The sequence below is a fragment of the Mycobacterium sp. DL99 genome, from assembly GCF_004762045.1.
Taxonomy (GTDB): Bacteria; Actinomycetota; Actinomycetes; order Mycobacteriales; family Mycobacteriaceae; genus Mycobacterium.
Genome location: NZ_SJOM01000007.1, coordinates 4,562,794 through 4,585,244 on the forward strand (window position 1 = coordinate 4,562,794; position 22,451 = coordinate 4,585,244).

The 22,451-nt window shown below is 66.1% G+C and carries 24 protein-coding genes and 1 pseudogene; 12 read left to right on the plus strand and 13 right to left on the minus strand.

Annotation, left to right across the window (positions count from 1 at the left end; genetic code table 11):
* Positions 1 to 11 precede the first annotated feature (11 nt).
* From EYZ64_RS22215 to EYZ64_RS22245, 7 genes are all read left to right on the plus strand, one after another.
* Positions 12 to 1,667, plus strand: coding sequence for a thiolase C-terminal domain-containing protein (locus EYZ64_RS22215; protein ID WP_135456758.1), 1,656 nt, complete (start codon positions 12 to 14; stop codon positions 1,665 to 1,667).
* Between the two features lie 48 nt (positions 1,668 to 1,715).
* Positions 1,716 to 2,552 (plus strand): alpha/beta fold hydrolase, encoded by an 837-nt coding sequence (locus EYZ64_RS22220; protein ID WP_167858166.1) that lies wholly within the window; start codon positions 1,716 to 1,718, stop codon positions 2,550 to 2,552.
* Positions 2,552 to 3,370 (plus strand): NAD(P)-dependent oxidoreductase, encoded by an 819-nt coding sequence (locus EYZ64_RS22225; RefSeq protein ID WP_135456761.1) that lies wholly within the window; start codon positions 2,552 to 2,554, stop codon positions 3,368 to 3,370. Before EYZ64_RS22220 ends, EYZ64_RS22225 begins: the two co-directional genes overlap by 1 nt.
* Positions 3,370 to 4,158, plus strand: coding sequence for an NAD(P)-dependent oxidoreductase (locus EYZ64_RS22230; RefSeq protein ID WP_135456763.1), 789 nt, complete (start codon positions 3,370 to 3,372; stop codon positions 4,156 to 4,158). Before EYZ64_RS22225 ends, EYZ64_RS22230 begins: the two co-directional genes overlap by 1 nt.
* Before the next feature lie 149 nt (positions 4,159 to 4,307).
* The gene (locus EYZ64_RS22235) at positions 4,308 to 5,510 is read left to right on the plus strand and encodes a cytochrome P450 (protein ID WP_135456765.1); all 1,203 of its coding nucleotides are present in this window, start codon (positions 4,308 to 4,310) and stop codon (positions 5,508 to 5,510) included.
* Positions 5,507 to 5,707, plus strand: coding sequence for a ferredoxin (locus tag EYZ64_RS22240; RefSeq protein WP_135456767.1), 201 nt, complete (start codon positions 5,507 to 5,509; stop codon positions 5,705 to 5,707). The genes EYZ64_RS22235 and EYZ64_RS22240 overlap by 4 nt, the downstream gene beginning before the upstream one ends.
* Positions 5,708 to 5,709: 2 nt before the next feature.
* On the plus strand, positions 5,710 to 6,477 hold the full coding sequence (locus EYZ64_RS22245; RefSeq protein WP_135456768.1) for an alpha/beta fold hydrolase: 768 nt from the start codon (positions 5,710 to 5,712) through the stop codon (positions 6,475 to 6,477).
* Positions 6,478 to 6,575: 98 nt separating this feature from the next.
* Here the strand turns inward: EYZ64_RS22245 and EYZ64_RS22250 are convergent, their stop codons facing one another.
* From EYZ64_RS22250 to EYZ64_RS32255, 5 genes and pseudogenes are all read right to left on the minus strand, one after another.
* Positions 6,576 to 7,493, minus strand: a complete 918-nt coding sequence (locus tag EYZ64_RS22250; protein ID WP_135456770.1) for an LLM class F420-dependent oxidoreductase — start codon at positions 7,491 to 7,493, stop codon at positions 6,576 to 6,578.
* Between the two features lie 12 nt (positions 7,494 to 7,505).
* Positions 7,506 to 7,802 carry a DUF1330 domain-containing protein gene (locus EYZ64_RS22255; RefSeq protein ID WP_135456772.1) on the minus strand — a complete coding sequence of 99 codons (297 nt, stop codon included), beginning with the start codon at positions 7,800 to 7,802 and terminating at the stop codon, positions 7,506 to 7,508.
* 15 nt (positions 7,803 to 7,817) lie between these two features.
* Positions 7,818 to 8,012: a ferredoxin gene (locus tag EYZ64_RS22260; protein WP_135456774.1), complete on the minus strand. Its 195-nt coding sequence runs from the start codon at positions 8,010 to 8,012 to the stop codon at positions 7,818 to 7,820.
* Entirely contained in the window at positions 8,012 to 9,292 is a 1,281-nt protein-coding gene (locus EYZ64_RS22265; RefSeq protein ID WP_135460182.1) for a cytochrome P450, read from the minus strand. The genes EYZ64_RS22260 and EYZ64_RS22265 overlap by 1 nt, the downstream gene beginning before the upstream one ends.
* A 135-nt stretch (positions 9,293 to 9,427) precedes the next feature.
* Positions 9,428 to 9,643, minus strand: a pseudogene (locus tag EYZ64_RS32255) (short-chain dehydrogenase); the annotation flags it as partial.
* A gap of 98 nt (positions 9,644 to 9,741) precedes the next feature.
* Here EYZ64_RS32255 and EYZ64_RS22275 point away from each other — a divergent pair.
* From EYZ64_RS22275 to EYZ64_RS22290, 4 genes are read left to right on the plus strand one after another with little or no spacing between them, the layout of a single operon-like run.
* Complete coding sequence (locus tag EYZ64_RS22275; RefSeq protein WP_210115552.1) at positions 9,742 to 10,398, plus strand: TetR/AcrR family transcriptional regulator; 657 nt, start codon at positions 9,742 to 9,744, stop codon at positions 10,396 to 10,398.
* A 14-nt stretch (positions 10,399 to 10,412) separates the two neighbouring features.
* A complete protein-coding gene (locus EYZ64_RS22280; protein WP_135456776.1) occupies positions 10,413 to 11,714 on the plus strand; it encodes an acyl-CoA dehydrogenase family protein in 1,302 nt (433 codons plus the stop codon).
* Positions 11,715 to 11,746: 32 nt separating this feature from the next.
* Positions 11,747 to 12,736 (plus strand): phosphotransferase family protein, encoded by a 990-nt coding sequence (locus tag EYZ64_RS22285; RefSeq protein WP_135460184.1) that lies wholly within the window; start codon positions 11,747 to 11,749, stop codon positions 12,734 to 12,736.
* A complete protein-coding gene (locus EYZ64_RS22290; protein ID WP_135456778.1) occupies positions 12,733 to 13,734 on the plus strand; it encodes an NADPH:quinone oxidoreductase family protein in 1,002 nt (333 codons plus the stop codon). The genes EYZ64_RS22285 and EYZ64_RS22290 overlap by 4 nt, the downstream gene beginning before the upstream one ends.
* Here EYZ64_RS22290 and EYZ64_RS22295 read toward each other — a convergent pair.
* On the minus strand, positions 13,691 to 14,047 hold the full coding sequence (locus tag EYZ64_RS22295) for a limonene-1,2-epoxide hydrolase family protein (RefSeq protein WP_135456780.1): 357 nt from the start codon (positions 14,045 to 14,047) through the stop codon (positions 13,691 to 13,693). The two genes, EYZ64_RS22290 and EYZ64_RS22295, sit on opposite strands and share 44 nt — an antisense overlap.
* Positions 14,048 to 14,320: 273 nt before the next feature.
* On the opposite strand from EYZ64_RS22295, the gene EYZ64_RS22300 reads away from it, so the two are divergent.
* Positions 14,321 to 15,442, plus strand: coding sequence for a cytochrome P450 (locus tag EYZ64_RS22300; RefSeq protein ID WP_286175318.1), 1,122 nt, complete (start codon positions 14,321 to 14,323; stop codon positions 15,440 to 15,442).
* A gap of 136 nt (positions 15,443 to 15,578) precedes the next feature.
* Here the strand turns inward: EYZ64_RS22300 and EYZ64_RS22305 are convergent, their stop codons facing one another.
* From EYZ64_RS22305 to EYZ64_RS22335, 7 genes are all read right to left on the minus strand, one after another.
* Positions 15,579 to 16,082, minus strand: a complete 504-nt coding sequence (locus tag EYZ64_RS22305) for a hypothetical protein (RefSeq protein WP_044524118.1) — start codon at positions 16,080 to 16,082, stop codon at positions 15,579 to 15,581.
* A 14-nt stretch (positions 16,083 to 16,096) separates the two neighbouring features.
* Complete coding sequence (locus EYZ64_RS22310) at positions 16,097 to 16,750, minus strand: TetR/AcrR family transcriptional regulator (protein WP_135456784.1); 654 nt, start codon at positions 16,748 to 16,750, stop codon at positions 16,097 to 16,099.
* Positions 16,751 to 16,866: 116 nt separating this feature from the next.
* Entirely contained in the window at positions 16,867 to 18,015 is a 1,149-nt protein-coding gene (locus tag EYZ64_RS22315) for an acyl-CoA dehydrogenase family protein (protein ID WP_135456787.1), read from the minus strand.
* Between the two features lie 15 nt (positions 18,016 to 18,030).
* Positions 18,031 to 19,188 carry a thiolase family protein gene (locus EYZ64_RS22320; protein WP_135456790.1) on the minus strand — a complete coding sequence of 386 codons (1,158 nt, stop codon included), beginning with the start codon at positions 19,186 to 19,188 and terminating at the stop codon, positions 18,031 to 18,033.
* 17 nt (positions 19,189 to 19,205) lie between these two features.
* On the minus strand, positions 19,206 to 20,426 hold the full coding sequence (locus tag EYZ64_RS22325; RefSeq protein ID WP_135456792.1) for a CaiB/BaiF CoA transferase family protein: 1,221 nt from the start codon (positions 20,424 to 20,426) through the stop codon (positions 19,206 to 19,208).
* 31 nt (positions 20,427 to 20,457) lie between these two features.
* Positions 20,458 to 21,216: an SDR family oxidoreductase gene (locus EYZ64_RS22330; protein ID WP_135456794.1), complete on the minus strand. Its 759-nt coding sequence runs from the start codon at positions 21,214 to 21,216 to the stop codon at positions 20,458 to 20,460.
* 13 nt (positions 21,217 to 21,229) lie between these two features.
* Complete coding sequence (locus EYZ64_RS22335; protein ID WP_135456796.1) at positions 21,230 to 22,408, minus strand: acyl-CoA dehydrogenase family protein; 1,179 nt, start codon at positions 22,406 to 22,408, stop codon at positions 21,230 to 21,232.
* Between the last annotated feature and the right edge of the window lie 43 nt (positions 22,409 to 22,451).

A 22,451-nucleotide genomic window follows, 5' to 3' on the forward strand; every position in this document is an offset into this window, starting at 1 on the left:
CCGGAGTCGAGTTGTCACAGATACCGGGGCGTCCGCTCCCGACGGTCACCGCGCTCAACGAGTACTTCTGGACCGCGGGCGCCGACGGGGTGCTGCGAATCCAGGAGTGCCAGGACTGCAGCGCCCTCATCCATCCGCCACAGCCGGTCTGTCGCTACTGCCGCAGCCACAACATGGGCGTGCGCGACGTGTCCGGCCGCGCCTCGCTGGCGGGGTTCACGGTCAATCACCGGTTCGGTTTCCCCGATCTGCCCCCGCCGTACGTGGTGGCCGAGGTGGCCATCGCCGAGGACCCCCGAGTCCGGCTGACGACCAACATCGTCGACTGCGAGCCGGACACCCTGAAGCTAGGGATGCCGGTGGAGGTCGGCTTCCAGCACATCGAGGATGTCTGGCTGCCGGTGTTCAAGCCGTCGGCCGACACCACCGCTACCCCGCCGGTCGCCGAACCCGTCGCGCCCCAGGACGTCGCCAAATACGTCCGGCCGATGCTGACCAAAGAGAAGTTCGAGGACCACTCGGCCATCACCGGGATCGGGATGTCCAAGATCGGTCGTCGCCAGATGGTGCCGCCGCTGTCACTGACCATCGATGCCGCCGAAAAAGCGGTCGCCGATGCCGGATTGACGTTCGATGACATCGACGGCCTGTCCACTTACCCGGGGTTGGCAATCGCGGGCATGGGCGAAGGCGGTGTGACCGCGCTGGAGGGCGCACTCGGGCTCCGGCCGACCTGGATCAACGGCGGCATGGATACCTTCGGCCCCGGCGGCTCGGTGATCGCGGCCATGATGGCGGTCGCCACCGGAATGGCCAAGCACGTGTTGTGCTTCCGCACGCTGTGGGAGGCCACCTTCGGTCAGCTGGTCAAGGAGGGCAAGATGTCCCCTCCGATGGGTGGCCGCAGCGACAATTGGCAGCATCCGTTCGGGTCGACCTCGGCCGCACACACCTTGGCGCAGAACGCCGGTCGTCACTTCGACCGGTACGGCACCACTCGGGAAACGCTCGGCTGGATCGCACTCAACCAGCGCGCCAACGCCGCACTGAACCCGACCGCGATCTACCGCGATCCCCTGACCATGGACGACTACCTGTCGGCCCGCATGATCACCACGCCGTTCGGCCTCTACGACTGCGACGTACCGTGCGACGGCGCAGTGGCGGTCATCGTCTCGGCCGTCGATGCCGCGCGCGATCTGGCCAAGCCGCCGATCCTGTTCGAGGCGGTGGGCACCCAGATCATCGAGCGGTTGGACTGGGACCAGACCACGCTGACCCACGAACCGCAGGTACTCGGCCAGAGCGCGCACATGTGGTCGCGAACCTCGTTGCGCCCCAGCGATGTCGATGTCGCCGAGCTCTATGACGGGTTCAGCTTCAACTGTCTTTCCTGGCTGGAAGGGCTGGGCTTCTGCGGTATCGGAGAGGCCAAGGACTTCCTCGACGGCGGCCACAACATCGCCCGCGACGGCCTCATCCCACTCAACACCCACGGCGGGCAGCTCTCGCACGGCCGCACCCACGGGATGGGCCTGATCCACGAGGCCGTCACCCAACTGCGCGGCGAGGCGGGCGAGCGTCAGGTCGCCGATGCCCGTGTCGCGGTGGCCAGCAGCGGCGGTCTGACCCCGAGTGGTGTGCTGCTGATGCGCAGGGACGACTAGGCCGTGACACCGACGGCGAGCAAGGCCGATCCGCACCCCCGGGTGGTGATGGTCGACGGCGTCCCGATGTCAGCTCTGGTCGCCGAGCCCCCCGACCCGCGCGCCGTCGTCGTCGCATTGCACGGCGGGGCCACCACGTCGGCCTACTTCGACTGTCCCGGGCATCCGGAGCTGTCGCTGGTGCGCATCGCTGTCGACCGGGGCTACACGGTCATCGCCCTGGATCGCCCGGGCTATGGCGCATCGGCGGCCTATCCCGACGCCATGGCGCGGCCTGAACAGCGGGTCGCGCTGGCGTTCGGCGCAATCCAGCGCATCGCCGGTGCGGCGGACCTGTTCGTGCTGGGCCATTCGATGGGCTGCGAGCTGGCCCTGCACCTCGCGGTGCAACGGCCCGAGGTGCTCGGAGTGTCACTGGCCGGCACCGGCCGCCGGTATCACCCGGGTGCACAAGAGCTCCTGAAGGACGCCTCACCGGTGAACCGGCCGCGCGGTCTGCGTGAGCTGCTGTGGGAGCCGGCCCGGCTCTACCCGTCGAACGTGATTGGCGCCGGGTTGTCCGCGGGCGGCACCGCGTACGAGGGCGATGTCATCAAAAGCTGGGCGCGGCAGGACTTTCCGGCGCTGGCCGGACAGACGACAGTGCCGGTGCAGTTCCTTGCCGGCGAGTACGAGAACGTGTGGGAGTCCGATGCCGAGGCACTGGCCGGGATCGGTGCGATGTTCACCGCCTCGCCCCGGGTCCAGACCGGTGAGCTCGCCGACAGCGGGCACAACCTCAGTGTGGGGCTGACCGCCGCGAGTTATCACCGCAAGGTGTTGTCGTTCGCCGATGAGTGCGTCGCCGACAGCGCGCGCACCGAAGTGGAAGTGGAGGCAGGTTGATGCGAGTCGGATTTATCGGGCTGGGCAGCCAGGGCGCGCCGATGGCCCGGCGGATCGTCGAAGGCGGCTTCGAGACCACCCTGTGGGCCCGGCGCCCGGCGTCCCTCGAACTGTTCGCCGACACCGGGGCCAAGACCGCGGGCTCCCCCGCCGAACTGGCCGCCGCCAGCGATCTGGTCTGCCTGTGTGTGGTCGGCGACGACGACGTCCGCCAGGTACTCGACGGCGAGAACGGTGTGCTGGCCGGACTGGCTTCGGGCGGCGTCATCGCCATCCACTCCACGGTGCACCCCGACACCTGCCGCGAGATCGCAGAAAAGGCTGCTGCCCAGGGCATTTCCGTCGTCGACGCGCCGGTGAGCGGCGGCGAGCCCGCCGCCTCGGCCGGCACCCTGCTGGTGATGGTCGGCGGCGACGAGGAGGTTGTCGAGCGAGTGCGGCCGGTGTTCGCCACCTATGCCGACCCGATCGTGCACCTCGGCGGGATCGGTGCCGGCCAGGTCGCCAAGATCCTGAACAACCTGCTGTTCAGCGCCAACCTGGGTTCCGCCATGAGTGCGCTGGAACTCGGTGAGGCGCTGGGGGTTCCGCGCCAGGCGTTGTGCGAGGTGATCTCGCGCGGCTCGGCCACCAGTAAGGCGCTCAACAGCATCGCCATGTTCGGCGGGACGCTGGACAACCTGGCGCCGATCGCCGGGGCGCTGCTGCAGAAGGACTGCAGGCACGCCGCCAGCCTGGCCGACGATGCCTCGGCCCCGCAGGGGGCAGTCTTCGACGCGGCGGACAATGCCCTCGCCATCATGAACCATCCCCGCTGATGCGCGTCGGTTTCATCGGCGCCGGCCGGATGGGCGCTCCGATGGTGCGCCGCCTGACCGACGCCGGACACCGGGTGCGGGCCTTGGGCCGCGACGACGAAAAGCGCGCTGCGGTAGCCGAACTCGGCGCCGAGCCGGCGGCCACGCCGAACGAGGCGGTCACCGACGCCGACGTCACGATCGTCTGTGTGTTCACCGATGAACAGGTCCGGCAACTCTGCCCGGATCTGATCGACGAGATGCCGCCAGGTTCGGTGCTCGTGCTGCACACCACCGGCAGCCCCCGCACTGCCGAGATCCTCGCGGAGCGCGGGGCCGCCCGCGGCATCGCTGTCGTCGACGCCCCGGTCAGCGGCGGACCGCACGACATCGCGGCCGGGACTGTCACGGTGTTCGCCGGCGGTGACGAGGAGGCAGTGGCGCGGGCCCGCGAGGTGCTGATCTCCTACGCCGATCCGGTACTGCACGTCGGCCCGGTCGGCGCCGGACAGCGGGTGAAGCTGGTGAACAACGCGTTGTTCGCCGCGCAGATCGGCGCCGTGGCCGAGGGCGTGCGCCTGGGCGATCGCCTGGGCATCGACGAGGCGACACTGCTGACCGCGCTCACCCACGGCAGCGCGGCAAGCCGCGCGCTGGGCGGTATCGCCGCCACCGGCTCGGCGGACGCCTTCATCGCGCGGGTCGGCGAGTTCATCGGCAAGGACGTGGCCGTGGTGCGCAAAACCGCGTCTGAACTGGACAGCGACCTGGGCCGGCTCGAGGGCCTGCTCGACGCCGCACTCAAGTGACCCCAGCCTGCCGTCACGACCTGATCAGCAGCCATTTTGTGCTTTTCAAACACCACCAAAAGGATTACTGTTAGCGTTACAGTTCAACAGTTTCCCGTAACGTTTCACGACACTTCCGGCCCAGCCCGCCGCGAAGGAGGAGCCAGCCAATGACCAAGGCCCAGGTGATCTTCGATCCGTTCTCCGAGGAGTTCTTCAACAACCCGTTCGACATGTACCGGCGGATGCGCCAGGACGCGCCGCTGTACTACAACGGGGACTCCGACTTCTATGCCCTGACCCGGCATGAGGACGTGTCGGCGGCATTGAAGGATCACGAGGCGTTCTCCTCCTCGCGTGGCTGCGATCTGGCCATGGTGCAAAGTGACGAGCCGCCGCAGAAATCGATCATCTTCATGGATCCGCCCGATCACCGGCACATGCGCAGCCTGCTGAACAAGGCATTCACCCCGCGCATGATCCAGTCCCAGCGCGACACGGTGGTGGAACAGATCGACTACCACCTCGGATTGATCGATTCCGACGAATTCGATGTGGTCCAGGATTTCTCGGGTCCGTTCCCGGTCGAGGTCATCACCCGGATGGCCGGCGTCGACCCGGAGTACCGCCAGCAGGTCCGGCACTGGATCGACACCAGTCTGTCCCGCGAACCCGGCCAGATCGGTTACTCGGAGGCCGGCATGCAGGCCAACATCGACACCGGCATCTACTACTACGGGCTGGTGCAGAAGCGCCGCGAGGACCCGCAGGACGACATGATCAGCCGGCTGATCGCCGCGGAGATCCCCGGCGAGGACGGTCAGATGCGCCGCCTCGACGACATCGAGATCACCGGGTTCGCCACCCTTCTCGGTGGTGCCGGCGCTGAGACCGTCACCAAGCTCGTCGGTACCGCGATGGTGCTGTTCGCCCGCAACCCCGAGCAGTGGCAGAAACTGCTCGACGACCGCGAGAAGGTCCCGGCGGCGGTCGAGGAGTTGCTCCGCTACGAGGGCCCTGTGCAGTACAACGTCCGCTACACCCTCAAGGAAGCCCACGTGCCCAGCGGCACCATCCCGGCGGGCAAGGCGGTGTTCCTGATCAGTGCCGCGGCCAACCGCGATCCCGACGCGTTCACCGATGCCGACACCTTCGACATCGAGCGTGACCGCACCGAGGCCCAGAACCTGGGGCTGGGCTACGGCATCCACAGCTGTCTGGGGGCCGCGCTGGCCCGCATGGAGAGCGCCGTCGCGCTGGAGAAGCTGCTCGACTTCATGCCCCGCTACGAGGTGAAATGGGATCAGCTGCAGCGGGTTCACATGCAGAATGTGGCGGGCTACTCGCATGTGCCGGTCAAGGTTCTGCGATGACCAAGAAAGTTCACGTCGACTTCGAGATCTGCGAGAGCAACGCAGTCTGCATGGGGATCATCCCCGAAGTGTTCGAGCTCGACGATCAGGACTACCTCCACATTCTTCAGGAGGATGTAACGCCCGAGAACGAGGCGCTGATCCGCGAAGCGGTACGGCAGTGTCCCCGACAGGCCATCTCGATCAAGGACGAGTAGGCGTGCGGTTCGTCTTCGTACACGGCGGTTTTCATGCGGCCTGGTGCTGGGAGCGGACCGTCGCCGAGTTGCAGAGCCTGGGACACGACGGCGTCGCGGTGGACCTGCCCGGCCACGGCGCCCGGGTAGCCGAGGAATCAACCCTGGCCAACCGCCGCGCCGCGATCGTCGAGGTGATGCAGCCCGGGGATGTGCTGGTCGGACATTCCGGCGGCGGGTTCGACGCCACCCTGGCCGCCGATGCGGCCCCGGAACTGGTGGGCCACATCGTGTATCTGGCCGCGGCACTGCCCAGAGAGGGCCGGACGTATCCCGAGGCCATGGCCATGCGTTCGGCTGAGGACGAATTGGGTGGCGAGTTCGACGGTGATGTCGGCGAGATGCTGGGTTACCTGCATTTCGACGAGGAAGGCGCGATGCACTTCGCCGACTTCGACGGGGCGTGGCGTTACTTCTACCACGACTGCGACGAGGCAACGGCCCGTTGGGCTTTCGATCGCCTCGGGCCCGAGCGATTCGGTGACACCACGGTCACGCCGGTGTCGGTGCCGCAGTTCTGGGCGGCCGATCTGCCTCGCAGCTTCATCCGTTGCCTGCAGGACCGCTCGATGCCGCAATGGCTGGCCGACACCGTCACCCAACGTCTCGGTGTCGAACAGCTGACCATCGACGCATCGCACTCGCCGTTCTTGAGCCGTCCGCGCGAGCTGGCCGAGCTGCTGGTGCACGCCACGACGACCACGCCGATCGCCGCGCTGACACCGGCCTGATTCGCCGGCCTGATTCCCTGCCTCACCGCGCCGTTTTCGACGCCCGGGTCGTTTCGAACGATGAAGCACGACCCGGGTGTGGAAATCGGTGGCGCAGGCTAAGCGGCGATAACCGTCTTCCCGAATTTCTCGGCGGCCTCCAGCGCATGCGCCAGACTGTCACCGGGCAGGGTGACGTGCAGCCAGGTCACCCCCAGTGCGGCGAGCTTGTCCACGCCGGCCAGGTAGACCTCGGCGTCGAAGTCGTCATCGCCGGGGCTTCCGCCCTCAAAGTTGTTGAACACGATGTCGATTCCGTCCGGATCGCGACCTGCCGCGGCCAACCGCGCCCGCAGATCCTCGATGCCTGCGGCCAGGGCTTCCAGTGAATCGATCGCCGCCGTCCCCGCGGTCTTGGCGAGACCCGCCGGCGCGGCAAACGGGCACCAGCCGTCGCCGTGCCTGGCCACGCGTGCGCGTGCGGCAGACGTATTGCCGCCGATCCAGATCGGCGGATGCGGGCGCGCCGCCGGCCGCGGGTGCGCGGTGATACCGCGGGCACTGAAGTTCTTGCCCTCGAAGATGTAATCGTCAGTGGTCCAGATGCCGCGGATCACTTCGAGCGCCTCGTCGAACAGTGCAGCGCGCTCGTCATAGGAAACCCCGAGCGCGGCGAATTCCCGCTTGAGGTAACCGACTCCGACGGCCAGGGTGAACCGGCCGCCGGACAGCAGGTCCAGGGTGGCGCCGGATTTGGCCACCACGAACGGGTTTCGATACGGCAGCACCACGATGTTCGGCACCAGGCGCAGCGTGGTGGTGTGTGCCGCGGCGAAGGCCATGGCCACGAACGGGTCCACCGCATCGTGACCGCCGGCGTCGAGCCAGCGTTGTGACGGAGCGGGATGGTCGGTGAACCCGAAGCCATCGAAACCCGCCGCTTCGGCCGCAGCCGCCATCGCCGCAACTCCGCTGCCGCTCACCAGGTCCGGGTGGTAGGGGTGAGTGTGCATCGGGTAGGTGATGCTGTATCGCACTGCGGCCGCCGATCAGGCAGGGAAGCCGGAGAGGATGACGCCGTTGCACTCCGCCGCACGTGCGCGAACCTTGGCTGCCGCCTGGTAGGCGTCGGAGTAGTACCACTCGCGTGCGGCGTCGACCGACTCGAACTCCAGCACGACGGTCTGGGTGCCGTGCCAGGCACCCTCGATGACTTCCGGTTTCTGGTCGACGGCCACGATCGTGGCACCGCCCATCGCCTTCGACGCCAGCTTCGCGTACTCCCCCATCCCGGCCAGGTCCTTGATGTCCTCGGTGATGATGACGTATCCCTTGGCAGCTGCCATGTCGAAACTCCCTCTCTAGTCTTTTATTTCGCTGATCGCCCGCTCCGGGCAGTTCTCTATCGCCTCACGCGCCGCACCCTCAACGCCGGCGGGAACTTCTTCCGGGTCGGCCACCGCCCAACCATCGTCCGACATCTCGAAGACCTCGGGACACAGCGTCAGGCACATGCCGTGGCCGGCACAACGGTCCTCGTCAACCTGGACCCGCATCAGGTGTCGAACTCCAGGTGCAGCTCGGTCAGCCCGCGCAGGATGAAGGTGGGGATGTAGTTGTAGCGCCGGTCGCCGTCCGAACCGTGTTCGGCCTCGGAGATCCGGATGTCGGTGGTCCGGTCGAGCAACCGCTCGATACCGACACGGGTCTCCGCGCGCGCCAGCGGGGCACCGGGGCAGCTGTGGATACCGCGGCCGAAAGCCAGGTGCTGGCGGGCATTCTTGCGCGCCGGGTCGAAGGTGTCGGGATCCTCGAAGCGCCGCGGATCGCGGTTGGCCGCACCGTTGAGCACCATCAGCGTGGTGCCGGCATTCAAGTCGGTGTCACCGATCGTCACCGGGCAGCGCGACAGCCGGAAGTCACCCTTGACCGGGCTCTCGATCCGCAGCGCCTCCTCGATGAAGTTCGGGATCAGACTGCGGTCGGCCCGAAGCCGCTGCTGGATCTCCGGTTGTTCACCCAAGACCTTCAGCGCGGTGCTGAGCAGGCGCACCGTGGTCTCCTGCCCGGCCGAGAAGACATTGGTCGCCACCCGAGCGACATCACCGACGTCGGGGATGCTGCCGTCCGGGAACGTGGCCTCGGCGAGGCCGGTGAGGACGTCGTCGCGGGGGTTGGCCCGGCGATCCGACACGTAGTCGGAGAACTGTCCGTAGAGGAACTCCAGCGGGCTGTGGGACAGCGATTCCTTGCTGGTGCTGCCGATTCCGCCGCCGGAGTTCTGCTTGATGCCGTTGACGAAACCTTCGCGGTCCTCCGGCGGGATACCGAGCAGGTCGGCGATCACCAGGAGCGTGAACGGACCGGCGAAGCCCTTGATGAACTCGCCCCCACCCGGCGCCAGGTAGCTGTCGAGCACTTCATCGGCCAACTGCCACATGGCGTCCTCGTTCTCCTTGAGGCGCTTGGGCGTGATCAACCGCATCAACAGCGAGCGGTGATCGGTATGGGTGGGCGGATCGAGCGTCGGCAGCTGATCGCTGAACGGCAGATCGTTGCGGTGCTTGTCGATGAGCGCGGTCACCTCTTCGGCGCTGCGCCCCTCCAGCGGGACCGGGAACCCCGGGAACGGCCCGGTGACCGAAAGGCAGGACGAGAAGGTCTCCTCGTCGTTGTAGACCTGTACGGCTTCGTCCCAGCCGGTCACCATCGTCACGTTGTAGTGGTCTTCACGGGTTACCGGGCACTTGTTCCGCAGCGCCTCGAAGAACGGGTACGGGTTGTCGACCAATCGTTCATCGCGAAAAAAATCGATACCGGTTGGGTCGATCGCCATCAGCTGCTCCCGTTCCAGCCACACGTATGAGAATGTGGCTCTCATCTATGAATAGATAGATTTCCACAGCACCGGTGAAGCGTCAACGCCGCACCCCGACCTATCAGCGACAAGCAGCAAGAATAGTATTCTCTACTAGCCACCGCGCATCCTCAGTCTGCCGTCGGCGGCGATCAACTGGCCCGGTGATGAAGCCCGCTCCGTCGCTGGCCAGGAACACCAGAACCGGCCCGAGGTCGCGGGCCGGATCCCCCAGCGCGCCACCCAGCGGGATCGTCATCTTCATCTGCTGATCTACGACTTTCGCCATCTCGGCCCGAGGAATTCCGATACCCGAGGAGCCGCCGGTGACCAGAATCCGACGGCCGTCCAGGGGTTGGTTCATAGGGAGATAGTTAGACAAACGTCAACTATTTTCAAGAGCTGAATCCGTTGCTAAAGTGCCGTATATGCCCAAGGCAACCACAACCGATGTTGCTGACAGCAGTCAACGTCGCGCGTCTTTCCAACGGGCCCGCTCGCACCGGACCAAGCGCGATCTGGTGCAGGCCGCGATGGCACTCTGGCGCACCAACGGCTACGCGAAGACCACGGTCGCCGACATCTGCCGGGCCGCAGGGGTGTCCCGGGCCCTGTTCTACTTCTATTTCCCGGCCAAAGAGGATGTGCTGTTCGAGGTGGGCCTGACCTCCACCCGGCTGGCGCAGAAGCGGGTGAAATCGCTGCTTGTCGGCGACTACGACATGACAGCTGTCATCACCGAGGCACTGCGCAGCCTCGAGCGGTCGATGGCGCGTAATCCACCCGAGCTGATCGTCGAGACGATCCTGGAGGGGTACCGGCACGAGCACCGGATCCTGGCCGGCGACGTCGATCCGGATACCCAGGACGCCGACATGTTCGGCGAGTTGTTCAGCCGGGCCCAGGCCGACGGCAAGCTCGGCGCCCACGTCGACGTGTCCCACCTGTCCCGGCTGGCCCAGATCCTGGTCAGCGAGGGCGTCCGGCACTGGGCCGGCGGGGGTTTCGGCCACCGCTCGTTCACCGACGTCGTCGCGCGTGACATCAACGCGATGATCACCGGCTTCAACACCACCAACAACTAGATCGGAGGACCCCGATGGCGTGGGATTTCGAGACCGACCCGCAGTATCAGGAACTACTGGACTGGGCCGACGAATTCGTCACCGAGCAGGTCGAGCCGCTCGATCTGGCCTGGCCGCACCTGCAGTTCACGCAGCTGGAGGGCAAGCGTCGCGAGGCGATCGATCCTCTCAAGGCCCAGGTGCGCGAAAAGGGGCTTTGGGCAACGCATCTCGGTCCGGACCTCGGCGGGCAGGGCTACGGACAGCTCAAGCTGGCACTGCTGAACGAGATCCTCGGCCGTTCGCAGTGGGCTCCGATCGTGTTCGGTTGTCAGGCCCCCGATACCGGAAACGCCGAGATCATCGCGCACTACGGGACCGAGGAGCAGAAGAAGCAGTACCTGCATCCGCTGCTCGAGGGTGAGTTGTTCTCCTGCTATTCGATGACCGAACCGCACGCCGGTGCCGACCCGACACTGTTCACCACCAGCGCGGTACGCGACGGGGACGACTGGGTGATCAACGGGTGGAAGTTCTTCTCCTCCAACGCCGCAACGGCCTCGTTCCTGATCGTCATGGTGGTCACCAATCCTGAGGTCAGCGCCTACCAGGGCATGTCGATGTTCCTCGTGCCCACCGACACCCCCGGCGTCGAGATCGTCCGCAACGTCGGGCTGTACGGCGAACCCGACAACGCCGGCAGCCATGCGTTGATCCACTATGACAATGTCCGGGTACCTGCCGAGGCACTCCTGGGCGGCGAAGGGCAAGCGTTCGTGATCGCCCAGACCCGGTTGGGCGGAGGCCGGATTCACCACGCGATGCGCACGATCGGCCTGGCTCAGAAGGCGCTCGACATGATGTGCGAACGCGCCCTCAGCCGTGAGACGCAGGGCAGCCGTCTGTCCGACAAGCAGTTCGTCCAGGGCTACATCGCCGACTCCTATGCCCAGTTGCTGCAGTTCCGGCTGATGGTGCTCTACACCGCGTGGGAGATCGACAAGTACAACGACTACAAGAAGGTCCGCAAGGACATCGCCGCGGTCAAGGTGGCGATGCCCACCGTTCTGCACGACATCGCCTGGCGGGCAATGCAGATCCACGGCGCGCTCGGCGTCACCAACGAAATGCCGTTCCTGGGCATGGTCACCGGCGCCGCGGTGATGGGGTTGGCCGACGGCCCGACCGAGGTGCACAAGACCACGGTTGCCCGGCAGGTTTTGCGCGACTATCAGCCGACCACCGATACCTGGCCTACCGAGTGGATACCCCGCAAGCGCGAAGCCGCGAAGGCGAAGTACGCCGAATTCCTGGAGGCTGAGGTGGGCAATCTGTGAGCGAGATTGACACCGCGCGCCTTGCCGACTGGATGGACAACGCCGGGCTGGCGGGCAAGGGCGAGCCGCTGGAGGCCCGCTTCCTGTCCGGCGGAACCCAGAATGTCATCTACGAGATCCGCCGCGGCGAGCACACCTGCGTCCTGCGCATGCCGCCGGCCGGGGCCCCGCCGGACCGGGACAAGGGCATCCTTCGGGAGTGGCGCATCATCGAGGCGCTCGACGGCACAGACGTCCCACACACGACCGCGGTCGGGGTGTGTGCCGATCCAGAGGTACTGGGCCGGCCGTTCTATCTGATGGGATTCGTCGACGGGTGGTCCCCGATGGACACCCACGGGAGCTGGCCCGAACCGTTCAACTCGGATCCGAGTACCCGGCCCGGACTGAGTTATCAGCTGGCCGAAGGCATCGCGCTGCTGTCCAAGGTCGACTGGCAGGCCAGAGATCTGGGTGATCTCGGTCGGCCCGACGGCTTCCATGAACGCCAGGTCTCCCGCTGGATCGGGTTCCTCGACCGGATCAAGAACCGCGAGTTGCCCGGGCTTGAGGTGGCCACGGACTGGCTACGGGCCCACAAGCCCCTCGATTTCGTCCCGGGCCTGATGCACGGGGACTATCAATTCGCCAACGTGATGTACCGCCACGGCGCCCCGGCCACCATGGCCGCCATCGTGGACTGGGAGATGGGCACCGTGGGTGATCCGAAGCTGGACCTGGCTTGGATGGTGCAGTCGTGGCCTTCCGATCCCGACAATCCCGAGCCGTCCGAGATGGGCTACGTGGACATGCGCGGGATGCCCTCTCGTGACGACGTCGTCGCGCACTACGCGAAGGTGTCCGGACGTCAGGTCGACGACCTCGACTACTACCTGGTGCTGGCCAAGTGGAAGCTGGCGATCGTGTTGGAGCAGGGTTTTCAGCGGGCCGGCAACGACGAGAAGCTGCTGGCCTTCGGGCCGGTGGTAACCGACTTGATGGCATCGGCCGCCGAACTCGCCGAGTCCAGCGACTACCGGTGAAGGCCGCGGTCTGCCCCGAGTACGGGCCACCGGATGTGGTCCGCATCGAGGAACTCCCCTCTCCCCCGATCGCGTCCGGCCAGGTACGCGTCCAGGTCGGTGCAGCCGCGGTGAACTTTCCCGACGTGCTGCTTGTCGCCGATCAGTACCAGATCACGGTGCCCGTACCGTTCATCCCGGGTAGCGAGTTCGCCGGGGTGGTGACCGAAGTAGCCGGTGACACTGACGGTTTCACCGTCGGCGACCACGTGACCGGCACCGGGTTGTTCGGTGCGTTCGCCGAACAGGTGTGTGTCCCGACTGCCGGACTGGCCCGGATCCCCGACGGCGTGGACGACCGCACCGCGGCAGCCTTCGGAGTCGCCCACCGCACCGCCTATCACACGCTCCGATCCGTGGCCCGGACCCGACCGGGCGACGACGTGATCGTGCTGGGAGCCGGCGGTGGTGTGGGCCTGGCTGCCGTGCAGCTCGCGACGGCGCTCGGCGCTCGGGTCACCGCGGTGGCATCATCGGACGAAAAACTCTCCATTGCAGAACAATACGGCGCGGTCTCGCTCGTCAACCACACCCGGGGCGACCTGCGCACCGCACTACGAGAGGCACTCCCCGACGGCGCCCACGCGGTGCTCGACCCGGTCGGCGGCGACCTGTCCGAGCCGGCGCTGCGGGCGTTGCACCGCGGCGGCCGGTTCGTGACGATCGGCTACGCCTCGGGTGTCATCCCCCGGATTCCACTCAATCTGGTTCTGGTCAAGGGGATTCAGGTCCTCGGCTTCCAGTTCCAGGACATCGCCCCGGACGAGTTCACCCGCAACGAAGCGGAGCTAGGGGAACTGTTGGCCACCGGGACCGTACGCCCGCACATCGGTGCGGTGTATCCGCTGGCCGAGACCGCCGCGGCGCTTCGTGAAGTAGCCTCCGGGAAAGCGGTCGGCAAGGTCGTGATCGAGCTCAGGAGTCCTTCGGCGGATAGAAGTACTCCCGCCAGGCCGTGATCTTCTCGCCCTGTACCTCATAGGCGCCCATCACCGGCCAGCTCATCTGCTTGCCGTCCACGATCCAGTGATCGCGCCGTTCCATCAACACGACGTCCCCGGCTACGGCGAGGTGCAGGATCTCGAGGTCTACACACTTCCCGCCGGCGAAGAACCCCTTCATCATTTCGTGGATCGCATCGCGCCCCGCGAGCTTGGGCCAGTCGGGCCCGATGTCGAATGTGGCGCCGTCGGCGAAGTGACTCATGACTTCGTCGACGTCGTTGCGCCCCCATGCGGCGATCTCGGCGCGCACGATCTCCTCAGCGGTCATCAGTCCCCCGTCGGCCGTTGTGACAGATATTTACACTAGCCCGGCGGAGTGTAATTCCGATAGACATCGTTTCGTAGCCATATCGGCACTTCAATCCGCAACAGCCAGTAGCGAATTCGATCCATGGCCACCCGCGAACGGCCGAATCCTTGACCGGGCTACCCTCAGCCTGCTAAGCAGGTGCACAGCCCATTCAATCTGGTCAGGAGATCAGCCGTGCCCACGTCGACCGAAGCCGATCTGTACTACGACCCGTACAACATCGAACTCAACATGAACCCCTACCCGGTGTTCGCCCGGATCAGGGAGGAAGCCCCGCTCTACTACAACGAGCAGCACGACTTCTATGCATTGAGCCGCTTCGATGATGTCAACAAGGGCGTCATCGACCACGAGACGTTCATCTCCGGTCGCGGTGCGCTGCTCGAGATCATCAAGTCCGGCATGGAGATCCCGCCAGGAACATTGATCTTCGAGGATCCACCGATCCACAACATCCACCGCAACCTGCTGTCGCGGGTGTTCACCCCGCGCAAGGTGCTGGCACTGGAACCGCAGATCCGCGAATTCACCGCACGCTGCCTCGATCCGCTGGTCGGGACGGACAAGTTCGACTTCGTCAACGATCTCGGCGAGCAGATGCCGATGCGGGTCATCGGCATGCTGCTGGGCATCCCCGAAGACCGGCAGCGGGCCATCACCGACCACGGTGAAGCAAGCCTGCAGGGCACGACGGTTGACGCGCTGGCCACCGGCGAAGTGTTCGCGGAGTTCATCGACTGGCGGACCGAACACCCGTCCGACGACATCATGACCGACCTGCTCAACGCCGAGTTCACCGATGAGACCGGCACCGTGCGCACGCTACGCCGCGACGAGTTGCTGCTCTACCTGACCGTGATCGCCACCGCCGGCTCCGAGACCACCACCCGGCTGATCGGCTGGGCCGGCAAGACACTGGCCGAGTATCCCGATCAGCGTCGCGATCTGGTGAACAACCCGGACCTGATTCCGCAGGCGATCGAGGAGATCCTGCGATGGGAGCCGCCGGCCCTACAGATCGCGCGCTACGTCTCCCGCGACGTCGAGTACTACGGCCAGACCGTGCCGGAGGGTTCGGCGATACTGATGCTCGTCGGCGCGGCCAATCGCGATCATCGCCGGTTCGCGCCCGACGGTGACGTGTTCGACATCCACCGGGAACATCACTCGCACATGACGTTCGGTGCGGGTACGCATTTCTGCATGGGTAACGCGCTTGCCCGGCTGGAAGGCCGCATCGCCTTGGAGGAGATCCTCAAGCGCTTCCCGGAATGGGAAGTCGACTGGGCCAACGCCAAACCGTCGGAGACTGCGGCGGTGCGGGGCTGGGCCGCGATGCCCACGTTCGTCTAGTGCTCGTTTGACATCGAGTCTGCGCACAGATCGCGAATTTGGCGGTTTTCGCGATCTGTGCGCAGTGTCGACGATCTGTGCGCAGAGTCGAACTCCGCTGCGCAGAAAATGATCTGCGGTCGGCAGAAAAGCTCCGTCAGCTGGCCGGAATCAGGTCAGCGGGCACCGAGCGGCTGATCATCGTGCCGCACCGGAATGCCTCGGTGGTCCCGACGACCTTGGCCTCGGGATCGTTGACAGCCGCGAGTGCCTGCGCCTTGAAAGCACGTGCGGCAGCGGATAGTTCGTGACGTACGGGGTCGACGCTCAGGTCCGCCGGACACTCGTCGCCCCACAATGTCACTTCGGTGTGACCCTGCTCCAGCGCGCCCAGGACACCGCGCCGCACGCGCTCATCGGTATTGAACAGATCGGCGGCCACCGCGACGGTCTGCGGATGCGGGCGGTCTTCCCAGGACTCCAGCACAGACTCCAGGGGCATCGTCTCCACCCCGAGAATCGCCAGCGGACGGACATCCTCGTCGGCGCCGATCAGCACGGTGACATCCCACCCTGCCATCACCCGGTCGACCAGCCAGCCACCGGCGAACCGGACCGCGTCGACCACGCAGGGGGCAACCACATCAAGCCGATACCGCATGTCGTCCTCCAATCTCACTGGACGGCCGCCCCGTTGCGGCCGGCCGGCTGCTCGATATCCCGCCCCAGCATCTCCGCGTAGCTCTTGAACACGTCCGTCAACGGGAGCGAGGGATCGAGTAGCCATGAGGTCTCCATTCCATTGATGAATGCCAGGATTTCCACGGCCTTGGTGGCCGCGTCGAAGTCGGAGCGATAGCGGCCGCTGAGCTGGCCGCGGATGATGATGTCGGCGACGATGTCGCGGGCCGCCTGCTGTCGTTCCAGCAAACGATCGTGCAGTGGGGCGTCGGGTTGAATGTTCTCCACCAGCAGGACCGTGAACGTGCCGACCAACTCGGGCGCCCGGACGAAACGCTCGGCCACCCGCTTGATCTCCTGAGCGAGATCACCGGAGCGGTCGGCGTGGATGTCGTCGTCGTGGTCGCGCGCATCGAGTACCGCGTTGAGCAGTTGCTCCTTGGACTCGAAATGGTGCAACAGGCCGGCCGGGGTGACGCCGACCTCCCTGGCGATCTGGGCCAGCGAGGTGTTGCGCCAACCGTTGCGCGCCAGCAGCTTCTCGGCTGCGGAAAGTATCCGCTGCCTGCGGTCTTCCCCCTTGGCCAGGAGCGTCTCGTAGGGCCTCGCGCCCTCGGACTGCCCCTGTAAACCCGAAACCGAAGCCACCGGACTCCTTCGTCGAACCAACCTAGTGAACACACAGTAAGTTGGTTTGGCCGCTGTGACAAGCATCTCAGGGAGAGAATTTCCCGGCGGCCGTCACAACCGACGGATAGGCGCGTTCAGAGCCCCAGCGACTTCGCGATGATCACCTTCATGACCTCGCTGGTCCCGGCGTAGATGCGGGCCACCCGGGCATCCGTGTACAGCCGCGCGATGGGGTACTCCATCATGTAGCCGTACCCGCCGAAGAGCTGCAGGCAACGATCGATCACCCGCGCCTGCATCTCGGTGCAGAACAGTTTCACCCGGGCCGCATCGGCACCGGACAGCTCGCCATCGACGTGCAGGGCCACCGCCCGGTCGAGCATCGCCTGGGCCGCTTCGACCTCTGTCGAGCACGCCGCTAGTTCGAACTTGGTGTTTTGAAAGGACGCGACCGGCTGGCCGAACGCTTTGCGGTCTTTGGTGTAGCCGATCGCCGCGGCGATGGCCGAGCGGGCCTGGGCCACTGAACCCACGGCCACGGTCAGGCGCTCCTGGGCCAGGTTGTGGCCGAGGTAGCTGAACGCCTCGCCCTCCTCCCCCAACACGTTGGCCACCGGCACCCGCACATCCGTGAACGACAGCTCCGCGGTGTCCTGCACCTTGCAGCCCATCTTCTCCAGCTCGCGGCCCCGCTCGAAGCCCGCCATGCCGTCCTCGACGACCAGCAGCGTCAACCCCTTGCGCCGGTTCTCCGGGTCGGTGGACGTCCGGGCCACCACGACCACCAGATCGGCCTGGATACCGCCGGTGATGAACGTCTTGGCGCCGTTGAGCACGTACTCTTCACCGTCGCGAACCGCGGTGGTGCGCATGCCGGCCAGATCCGACCCCGTCCCCGGCTCGGTCATCGCGACCGCGGTCAGCAGCGTGCCCGCCGCCAGTCCGGGGAACCAGCGCTGCCGCTGTTCTTCATTCGCGTAGTGCAGGAAGTACGGCAGGATCACCTCGAGCTGCGTGCGCACGGTCGACAACGTCACCATGGCGCGGGCGGCCTCCTCCTGTAGCACCACGTTGTACCGGTAGTCGTCGATGCCCGCGCCGCCGTATTCCTCGGGGATCGCCATGCCGAGCATGCCGAGTTCACCCATGTGCTTGAAGACGTCGCGGGGCATCCGGCCGCCCTTCTCCCACTCGGGATAGGCAGGGACGACTTCCTTTTCGATGAAATCGCGTGCGAGCTCGCGGAATGCCTCGTGGTCCTCGGTGAACAGATTGCGTTGCACTACTTCTCCCTCGCGTCAGTCGATGAGCTCGACCAGCGTGGCGTTGGCGGTGCCGCCGCCCTCACACATGGTCTGCAAGCCATAATGAATTCCGTTGTCGCGCATGTGATTGATCATCCGGGTTATCAATACGGCACCCGATGCTCCGAGCGGGTGCCCCAGCGCGATGGCACCACCCAGCGGGTTCAGTTTGTCCTCGTCGGCGCCTGTCTCGGCCAGCCAGGCCAGCGGCACCGGGGCGAAGGCCTCGTTCACCTCGAACACACCGATCTCGTCGAGGCGTACGCCGGCCTTGTGCAGCACCTTCTCGGTGGCCGGGATCGGCCCGGTCAGCATCAGCACCGGATCAGCGCCTGTCACCGCACCCGCGCGGTACCGCGCGATCGGCGAAAGACCCATCGTCACAGCACGTTCCTCGGTCATCACCAGCAGCGCCGCGGCACCGTCGGAGATCTGCGAGGAGTTGCCCGCGTGGATCACCCCGTCCTCGGCGAATGCGGGCTTGAGCCCGGCCAGTTTCTCCACCGTGGTGCCCCGACGCACGCCTTCGTCGGCGACCACCGGGTCCAGCTGATCGGCCGGGTCGGGAAACACGGTGATCATCTGGTCCTCGAAGGCACCTCGGTCCTGGGCCGCCGCGGCCCGCTCGTGCGAGGCAACGGAGTATTCGTCCAGCTGGGTCCGGCTGAAGCCCCACTTCTGCGCGATCATCTCGGCCGAGATGCCCTGGTTGAACGCGAAATCCCGGTACCGCTCGAACACTTTCGGCCCGTACGGAGTGCCGGTGGCCCGGGCCGCCCCCAGCGGGACGCGGCTCATCACCTCCACCCCGCCGGCGACCACCACGTCCTGCTGGCCCGACATCACGGCCTGGACCGCGAAATCCAGTGCCTGCTGGCTCGATCCGCACGCCCGGTTCACCGTGGTGCCCGGGATGTGCTCGGGCCAACCTGCGGCCAGCACCGAGTAACGGCCGATATTGCTGGATTGATCGCCGACCTGCGAGACGCAGCCCCAGACCACGTCGTCGATGATGTCGGGACTGATGCCCGCCCGCTCCACCAACGCATTGAGCACCAGCGCCGACAGGTCGGCGGCGTGGAATCCGGACAGTCCGCCGTTGCGCTTGCCGACCGGGGTGCGGACGGCCTCGACGATGACGGTTTCGCGCATGGGGTTCTCCTCTACAACTAAGACTGGTAGGCCGGGCCGATTGCGCCCTGCTCCCGCAGGGAGGCGATCTGCTCGGCACTCAGGCCGATCCCGCCCAGGATGGCATCGGTGTGCTCGCCGAGCCCCGGCACCGCACCCATACCCAACTCCATGCCGCTGATCACCGGCGGCGGGAGCAGGGCCGAAATCTCCCCGTTGGGGGTGCCGACCTGACGCCACCGATCGCGCGCCTTCAGGTGCGGATGCGTGATGACCTCACTGGGCAGGTTGTATCGCGAATTGCCGATCCCGGCGTCATCGGCGGTCTGCTGAATGTCATCGAGATCATGCTGGGCACACCAGGATTCAATGGCCTTGTTCAGCTCATCCCGATGCGCACAGCGGTCGGAGTTGGTAGCGAAGCGCGGGTCGTCGGCCAGATCGGGCCGCTCGATGATCTCTCGGGCCAGCCGCTGCCATTCCCGGTCGTTGGTGGTTCCCAGCACCACCGTCTGCCCGTCGCGGGTATCGAACGCGCCGTAGGGCGCCACGGCCGGCGAACTCATCCCCAGCGGAATCTGGTCGATCCCGGAGTGCTGGGTGTAGGCCAGTTGGTATCCCATGATGTCGGTCATGGTGTCGAACAGGCTGACCGCCACGGCGGGTGCGGCACCGGTGTCGCCCGTGCGCGCCCGGCCGAGCAACAGCGCCATGATGGACAGCGCCGAATACAGCCCCGTGGTGATATCTGCCACCGCCGCACCGGGTTTGGCCGGCATGCCGGCATAGCCGGTCGACGCGCACGAACCGGACTCGGCCTGCACCAGCAGGTCGTAGGCGCGCTTGTGAGACAAGGGCCCACCGGGTCCGTAGCCGTCGATCTCCACCGGGATCACCTGAGGATGACGCACCTTGAGGTCCTCGGGCCCGAGCCCCAGGCGCGCGGTGGCGCCGGGGGCGAGGTTGGACACGAAGGCGTCGGCACCGTCGAGCAGCCGGTGCAGCACCTCCAAGCCCTCCGGCGACTTCAGATTGAGGGCGATCGATTCCTTACCCCGGTTGGCCCAGACGAAATGGGCCGCCTGGCCGAGCACCACATCGTCGTAGTCGCGGGCGAAGTCGCCGCCCTTGGGGTTCTCGATCTTGATCACCCTGGCGCCGAAGTCGGCCAGCACCCGGGTGCACATCGGCGCGGAGACCGCCTGCTCCATCGCGATGACGGTGATACCGGCCAACGGTAGGGAGGAGCAGTCCGTCATCGGTGGTTCGCTCGTAAACTCGCTCACAACGTCACATAACCATGCCGCCATCGACCGGCAGAACCTGCCCGGTGATGTACGACGCGGCATCGGAGGCCAGGAAGACGAACGCGCCCGCGACCTCGTCGGCCTCGGCCCACCGCTTGAGCGGGATGCGGTTCATCATGTTGGCCGAGAACTTCTCGTTGGTCCGGATGGTTTCCGTCATCGGCGTGGCCGCCAGCGGCGCCAGCGCGTTGACCATGATGTTCTTGGTCGCCAATTCACGTGCCAACGACTTGGTGAACCCGATCAGGCCGGCCTTGGCCGCCGAGTAGTTGACCTGCCCCAGGGTGCCGGTGATCCCGGCCGACGAGGTGACGTTGATGACGCGACCGGTCCCGTCCGTCGGCATGTGCGGCAGTGCGGCCTGCGTGACGTGGAAGGTGCCCATCACGTGGATGTCGAAGGTGACCCGGAATGTCTCGTCAGTCAGCTTCGGAAACATCGCCGGGGAGGTGACGCCGGCGTTGTTGACGACGATGTGCAGATTTCCCTCGCCGAGGGCTGCGGCCCGCGCGGCGGCGGCCACCGCGGCATCACGGTCACTGACGTCCAGCGCCGCGCTGTCGGCTTTGCCTCCCGCGGTGTTGATCCGGTCCGCGACCGCGGCCGCGGCATCCCCGCTGATGTCGGTGACGAGCACCGCGGCGCCGGCTCCGGCCAGCGCCTCGGAAACCGCGGCGCCGATCCCGGCGCCGGCCCCGGTCACCAGCGCCGAACGTCCGGTCAGGTCGAAATAGGTTCTCATCGAACGGGTCTCCTCAGTAGCTCTTGGGCAGGCCGAGAACGTTGGCGGCGAGGAAGTTCAGGATCATCTCCTGACTCACCGGTGCGATCTTCATCAGCCGGGACTCGCGGAAGAACCGGGAGATGTTGTATTCCTCGGAGTAACCCATCCCGCCGTGGGTCTGCAGCGCACGGTCGGCCGCGGAAAACCCAGCATCCGCACACAAATATTTGGCCATGTTGGCCTCACGTCCACATGGCTTGCCGTTGTCGTAGAGCCAGGTGGCCTTGCGCAGGATCAACTCGGCGGCGTCGAGCCGGGCCAGCGAATCGGCCAGCGGGAACTGGATGCCCTGGTTCATGCCGATCGGCCGGTCGAACACCACCCGCTCGTTGGCGTACTTGACCGCACGGTCCAGTGCTACCCGGCCGATGCCGAGGGCCTCGGCCGCGATCAGCATCCGCTCCGGGTTGAGCCCGTGCAGGATGTACTTGAACCCCTTGCCTTCCTCGCCGATGCGGTGCTCGGCAGGCACCCGCAGATCGTCGATGAACAGCTCGTTGGAGCTCACCGCATTCCGGCCCATCTTGTTGATCGGACGGATCTCGACATGATCGCGGTCGAGGTCGGTCAAGAACAGGGTCAGACCCTCGGTCGGCTTCCCCCCGCGCTTCTGGACGTCCTCACGGGACTCGGTGCGGGTGAGCAGCAGGATCTTCTCGGACTCAAGCGCTTTGGAGATCCACACCTTGCGGCCGTTGACCACATAACTGTCGCCATCGCGCTTGGCGAGCGTGGTGATGCGCGAGGTATCCAGGCCGGCACCGGGTTCGGTGACGCCGAAGCATACATGCAGATCGCCGTTGACGATGCGCGGCAGGGTGGCCGCCTTCATCTCCTCGGAGCCGAATACGACCACCGGCTGCATCCCGAAGATCGACATGTGAATCGCGCTGGCGGCGTTCATGGCTCCGCCGGACCGGGCCACCTCCTCAGCCAAGATGGTGGCCTCGGTGATGCCGAGGCCGTGCCCGCCGTACTCCTCGGGGATGGTCATCCCGAGCCATCCCCCGCCGGCGATGGCGTCGTAGAACTCCTGCGGGAACTCGTGGGCCTGGTCCTTGGTCATCCAATAGTGATCGTCGAACTTGCCCGCCAGCTCCGCAACGGATTTGCGGATCAGCTGCTGGTCCTCGGTCAGCTCGAAGTTCATACCGCCCGACACTGTGTGCTCTCCTATTTTCTCGGCCGAGAAG

Coding starts and splice junctions, on each gene's coding strand:
- EYZ64_RS22220 (WP_167858166.1), top strand. CDS start 1,716: ATGGTCGACGGCGTCCCGATGTCAGCTCTGGTCGCCGAGCCCCCCGAC.
- EYZ64_RS22225 (WP_135456761.1), top strand. CDS start 2,552: ATGCGAGTCGGATTTATCGGGCTGGGCAGCCAGGGCGCGCCGATGGCC.
- EYZ64_RS22230 (WP_135456763.1), top strand. CDS start 3,370: ATGCGCGTCGGTTTCATCGGCGCCGGCCGGATGGGCGCTCCGATGGTG.
- EYZ64_RS22235 (WP_135456765.1), top strand. CDS start 4,308: ATGACCAAGGCCCAGGTGATCTTCGATCCGTTCTCCGAGGAGTTCTTC.
- EYZ64_RS22240 (WP_135456767.1), top strand. CDS start 5,507: ATGACCAAGAAAGTTCACGTCGACTTCGAGATCTGCGAGAGCAACGCA.
- EYZ64_RS22255 (WP_135456772.1), bottom strand. CDS start 7,802: ATGGCAGCTGCCAAGGGATACGTCATCATCACCGAGGACATCAAGGAC.
- EYZ64_RS22260 (WP_135456774.1), bottom strand. CDS start 8,012: ATGCGGGTCCAGGTTGACGAGGACCGTTGTGCCGGCCACGGCATGTGC.
- EYZ64_RS22265 (WP_135460182.1), bottom strand. CDS start 9,292: ATGGCGATCGACCCAACCGGTATCGATTTTTTTCGCGATGAACGATTG.
- EYZ64_RS22275 (WP_210115552.1), top strand. CDS start 9,742: ATGCCCAAGGCAACCACAACCGATGTTGCTGACAGCAGTCAACGTCGC.
- EYZ64_RS22280 (WP_135456776.1), top strand. CDS start 10,413: ATGGCGTGGGATTTCGAGACCGACCCGCAGTATCAGGAACTACTGGAC.
- EYZ64_RS22285 (WP_135460184.1), top strand. CDS start 11,747: ATGGACAACGCCGGGCTGGCGGGCAAGGGCGAGCCGCTGGAGGCCCGC.
- EYZ64_RS22295 (WP_135456780.1), bottom strand. CDS start 14,047: ATGACCGCTGAGGAGATCGTGCGCGCCGAGATCGCCGCATGGGGGCGC.
- EYZ64_RS22300 (WP_286175318.1), top strand. CDS start 14,321: ATGAACCCCTACCCGGTGTTCGCCCGGATCAGGGAGGAAGCCCCGCTC.
- EYZ64_RS22305 (WP_044524118.1), bottom strand. CDS start 16,082: ATGCGGTATCGGCTTGATGTGGTTGCCCCCTGCGTGGTCGACGCGGTC.
- EYZ64_RS22320 (WP_135456790.1), bottom strand. CDS start 19,188: ATGCGCGAAACCGTCATCGTCGAGGCCGTCCGCACCCCGGTCGGCAAG.
- EYZ64_RS22325 (WP_135456792.1), bottom strand. CDS start 20,426: ATGACGGACTGCTCCTCCCTACCGTTGGCCGGTATCACCGTCATCGCG.
- EYZ64_RS22330 (WP_135456794.1), bottom strand. CDS start 21,216: ATGAGAACCTATTTCGACCTGACCGGACGTTCGGCGCTGGTGACCGGG.
- EYZ64_RS22335 (WP_135456796.1), bottom strand. CDS start 22,408: ATGAACTTCGAGCTGACCGAGGACCAGCAGCTGATCCGCAAATCCGTT.